The following is a 3,463-nucleotide window of genomic DNA, read 5'->3' on the forward strand; positions in this document are numbered from 1 at the left end:
GAATTATAGCCATTGCGGCCCTGATTTGGAATTCCGTCGTTCTAGCACGAATGCGCAGGAGGCAAGCACAAAGTAACCTACCGGCGTCGCAAGATATCAACCTCGAGGCAGCGACAACGGACAGCAATGAGGAATCACCGCCTACCCGCATTGGGAGCGCAGAACTGAATGACACAATGGAGGCCAAGATGCGCGAGTAACGCGCTTCGTCCTTATTGCGGTTTTAGTATTACAACGAGCTCATCTGGTTCCACATGGCCAAGCACGCTCCTGCTACGTTCGTCAAGTAGATCCAGACTCAGTGAGTCCTCATACAGCAACGCGTTCCTACGCTTCATTTCTTCTTTCAGCTGCACTATTCTACTTAGGTCACTTTCGTACCTACGCAGCTCTTGACGCAACCTTAGCATAGCGAGCAAGCCCCGCTCTCCAAACATGGCACCCGCACCGAGATAGCACGTTACCACGCATGCAACCAAAATAACACATAGCCTAACCTTGGAGGTGCTGACCGCAAGCCCCACACGTGGGGGAGTACCAACCACGCCCAAATGACGGCCAAAGCGATACATGCCAATTACAACAAAGTGACCGGCTAAACTAATATCCTTGTCTTGCCTTAAATCTGGGCTTTTTCTTATTTATAACGTATATACGCCCCTTCCTGCGTACTATCTTACAGTCTCTGTCGCGACTTTTCGCTGACTTTAAAGACCCCATAACCTTCACGGCCTTCTTCCCTACCAGTGCCACATATACTGAGATATTTCTATATTTACCGTGTGCAGTCAAGTAAAACATTCTCACTTCCGTGTGTGGTGCACACAGTGCGAAGCTTGCAGTGCAGCCATGTAATGAAGCGTGCTCGCCATAGTCCGCATGCCCACCGTTTAACAGGGCGGTTGGATTGAGTAGCAGCGCGTTTGCGTGTAGCGGCATGGTCTTCGGCCCACGCGTAATTATTTTGCCACCTTTGGAAGATTTGTATTGATAATATTTAATATATTAATATATTAAGTTGAAATACGGTTTGCACGTCTATTAAAGCGCGTATGGCAGCTCTATCAGTGTTAGGCTTGGTCTTAGGGATCTCATCTATGGAGGCGGGGTCTATTACTGCACAGTTGAACAAATTACTCTTAAAAGCGCCGCAATGCAGAATTGGTTACGTGCACAATGTAGTCTACGATAACCCACTGCACCTACAATACTCTACGCGTATTGGCAGCAGCTGGGACTTTTATGCATCTTCCATTTGGCCAGCTGCCACTAGTAGGTTATATCACGAATTCGAATTTCGCACCTCTATGGCCACTCCTGTGTTGGAAGAGGGCAGGGGCAGCGCTCTTCATGTGATTAGGCAGGTGCTGGGTGATGAAACCATGACGGCGCGCGAAGCTGGGGGCGTGCTTTCGGTTAGGAGGCTGTCTATATCCTATGGACTATATGGCCACTATCCACTGGGCGGAGAGGTCAGCTTATATGCCGGTTCCAGCGTGGGTATGGCCAAGGTATTGCGGTATCAAGGGTTGCGGCAGCACTCTGAAGATTTATACGGGATGGTTACACAATCCAAAATTGGCCTCTCTTACCCAATCGTTCCGGGTTTGGAGGCATACGTAGGGTATAATTACCGCCAACACCATTGGAAGTATAAAACCGACGCAATATATGACGAAGACGGCAACAGCACGTTTTATGATTTTCAAGACTTTGCATTCAATTCGCACGGAATAGAACTGGGGATGAAGTTTTCGGTGGTACACCACAACAAACCCACCACCTAAAGTGAGTGGGTGGATCCGCTACTCCCGGCTTCCCTCCCATACATTCCTCCCAGATTTGTAGCTTGACATGCCAGCTCATTGAGGAGTTAATTCCCCTAATGATTTCAGGTGTCTCAGGGAGAATGATCAGAATATTGACGTGGAACGTGAACTCCGTCAGAAAAAGGGTGGCTCACTTATGCAGCGTGTTAACTGAACACCATGTAGATATTGCGCTACTACAGGAGACCAAGTGCACTGACGATCAATTCCCCCTGGCAGAGCTGGAGGATCTAGGGTACAAGTGCTACATCCATGGGCAGAAATCAAGAAATGGGGTAGCCATATTGAGCAAGTACCCAATAGTGGGCGAATTGTGTAATACCGTTTTTGATGCAGAGGAAGAAATTGGTACAGTGCAAGACACGGGTAGCTACTCTGTGACGGAGGCTAGGTATTTGGAATGTTTGGTAGATTATCAAGATGTTAAGGTAAGAGTTGCAAGTGTTTATGTACCAAATGGGCAGGAAGTTGATACAGAAACCTTTGTCTACAAGCTCAATTTTCTGCGGTGCCTCAAGGCAAGGCTGGCTAAAATTACTTGCACGGGAGGATTGGTTAGTTATAGGCGGGGACTATAACGTTGCTCCTGACGATATAGATGTATACGATGCACAAGCGCTCGATGGAAAGTTGTGCTTCCATCCGAAAGAACGCGCGGGGCTGCGTGAGATTCTGCACTTAGGGTTCACAGACGCTTTTCGAATTTTGCACGAAGGCAAGCAAGAATTCAGCTGGTGGAATTATAGGGAAGGGTCATGGCAGAGAAACAGGGGTATGAGGATAGATCACTTACTGCTTTCCCCAAACGCAGTAGATAAGCTGGTTGAGTGCAGCATTCTCTCTAGTGTTAGGGGGCTAGAATCACCGTCGGATCATGCCCCAGTTATGTGTGTATTGCGCAAACTTGTGTAGTTCGTTGCACATCTTGTTGGCCGAGCAACTCACGACGAAAACACAATGTTGGCACCAGCACATAGCGACATAGGGGCGCTTATGCAACGCTTGCGTGAAAACTGCAGAATTGCTTAAAAAGGTTTTGATTGTATTTTAAAAGTTGACGCAATGATATTGACCATATACGCATTTTTTGCGACCTTCTAGTGAGTTACATTGGCTGTGCTCTTAGTGCCATATCCTATCTTTCTATCTTTGGTGTGTCTTGCTTTAGGGCTTTTGCAGGGATGCACAACTTCTGCCACCAAGTCGGGCCACAATGGCGCTCACTACAAAATTGGTACGAGTTATTCCATAAATGGTGTAGCTTACAAGCCCCAGTATTATGATCACTACGAAGAAATCGGTATTGCCTCCTGGTACGGCGAGGGCTTTCACAACAAACTCACCGCCAATGGTGATGTATTCAGCAGATTTTCGCTCACCGCCGCACACAAAACCCTACCCATGCCCAGCTTTGTTGAAATCACAAATTTGGAAAATGGTAAAAAGGTAATAGTAAAAGTAAATGATCGTGGCCCATTTGTTGAGAATAGGATAATAGACCTCTCAGAAAAAGCCGCTATATTGCTTGGTTTTCGTGACAAAGGTACTGCAAAAGTTAAAGTGCTTTATCTGGGAAAAATGTCTAGAAACATATTATATGAACAACTTTCAAAACAAAGCCAGATATGACAAAA

4 protein-coding genes and 2 pseudogenes are annotated in these 3,463 nt (G+C 46.7%); 4 read left to right on the forward strand and 2 right to left on the reverse strand.

Features of this window, described 5'->3' with window-relative positions:
• Nucleotides 1-200, forward strand: a pseudogene (locus GAC_RS02575) (hypothetical protein); the annotation flags it as partial.
• Between the two features lie 12 nt (nucleotides 201-212).
• Here GAC_RS02575 and GAC_RS02580 read toward each other — a convergent pair.
• Both GAC_RS02580 and ykgO read right to left on the reverse strand, forming a co-directional pair.
• Nucleotides 213-572 (reverse strand): FtsB family cell division protein, encoded by a 360-nt coding sequence (locus tag GAC_RS02580; RefSeq protein WP_011114353.1) that lies wholly within the window; start codon nucleotides 570-572, stop codon nucleotides 213-215.
• 28 nt (nucleotides 573-600) lie between these two features.
• Nucleotides 601-729 carry a type B 50S ribosomal protein L36 gene (ykgO, locus tag GAC_RS02585; protein WP_010264484.1) on the reverse strand — a complete coding sequence of 43 codons (129 nt, stop codon included), beginning with the start codon at nucleotides 727-729 and terminating at the stop codon, nucleotides 601-603.
• A gap of 323 nt (nucleotides 730-1,052) precedes the next feature.
• On the opposite strand from ykgO, the gene GAC_RS02590 reads away from it, so the two are divergent.
• The 3 genes and pseudogenes from GAC_RS02590 (at nucleotide 1,053) to GAC_RS06145 (ending at nucleotide 3,458) form a co-directional block, all read left to right on the forward strand.
• Entirely contained in the window at nucleotides 1,053-1,787 is a 735-nt protein-coding gene (locus tag GAC_RS02590) for a hypothetical protein (RefSeq protein ID WP_011114351.1), read from the forward strand.
• Between the two features lie 122 nt (nucleotides 1,788-1,909).
• Nucleotides 1,910-2,741 (forward strand): annotated as a pseudogene (gene xth, locus GAC_RS02595) (exodeoxyribonuclease III).
• 204 nt (nucleotides 2,742-2,945) lie between these two features.
• Complete coding sequence (locus tag GAC_RS06145) at nucleotides 2,946-3,458, forward strand: septal ring lytic transglycosylase RlpA family protein (RefSeq protein WP_277812809.1); 513 nt, start codon at nucleotides 2,946-2,948, stop codon at nucleotides 3,456-3,458.
• The last annotated feature ends 5 nt before the right edge of the window (nucleotides 3,459-3,463 follow it).

This window comes from Anaplasma marginale str. Florida (assembly GCF_000215485.1).
Lineage (GTDB): Bacteria > Pseudomonadota > Alphaproteobacteria > Rickettsiales > Anaplasmataceae > Anaplasma > Anaplasma marginale.